Here is a 903-nt window from a genome sequence, read left to right on the forward strand (position 1 = left end):
GATACCTCAGCCAAATTACAAACACTGATTGATAGCGCCAACGCCAGCCAATCTCAAATCGATGACATCAGCCAATATGCCGCTAGCAACAACGCGGATGCTTTGACCATCGCTATGCTGCAAAGCATTGCCGGCTTGACGGTAGACAGCAATAATCTTGGCTACTACAAAGAGTTTGTTGCCGAAAGTACCGCTTCGGAGATTACGGATTTAGCCAGTTTGCAACTTGTCATCAATGATGCAGATGCCTTTGCACTTGATCCGCAATGGACAGTGACAGGGCAAGCGGTGGCGAACAACATCAGCGGCGCCTCGGTGCGAGTATATGCGATTGAAGCGAGTGTGAAAGGCACAGATCTCACCAAAACAGCAGGCACCACGGACGCAAACGGTGCATTCAGCATGGCGATAATACCAACCGATTTACCTGTCATCATGGAAATCACCGGCGGCGTCTACATTGATGAAGCAACGGGTATGACACTTAACAACAGCACGCTAACGGCAGTATTACCAGAGATTGCTCGCCGTGATGTCGTGACCGTGTCACCACTCACTGACATTGCCGCTAAACGTGCTGCCAGTGATTTAACCGTGGCAGGGATCAATGCCGCAAACGCTTTGATTACCAGCACCTTCTTAGATTCTACTAATGCTGATGATGTGTTTGCGATTGCGCCAGCGGCGATGAATGTCACAGGCACAGGGCTTGCTCAGCAATATCGCACCGCCTTGATTGGCTTGTCGGTATTGGGCGGCGGTGAATCCTTAGCCAATGTGATCCAAGATTTGGCGACAGATTTAGCAGACAACTCGCTTGATGTGAATACCGCCAAAGCCTTGTACCTCAATACGCAAACTTGGCTTCGCCGTCACGGCATGACAGATTTAGCGCTTAATGTA

Annotated in this window: 1 protein-coding gene; it reads left to right on the forward strand. The window is 49.9% G+C overall.

Annotated features, from left to right (window positions below):
- Positions 1 to 903 (forward strand): hypothetical protein (locus F8B77_RS17660; protein WP_208846180.1); only part of this gene is annotated, 903 nt, incomplete at both ends.

The organism is Aliivibrio finisterrensis (genome assembly GCF_008933155.1).
In the GTDB taxonomy this organism is placed as follows: Bacteria; Pseudomonadota; Gammaproteobacteria; order Enterobacterales; family Vibrionaceae; genus Aliivibrio; species Aliivibrio finisterrensis.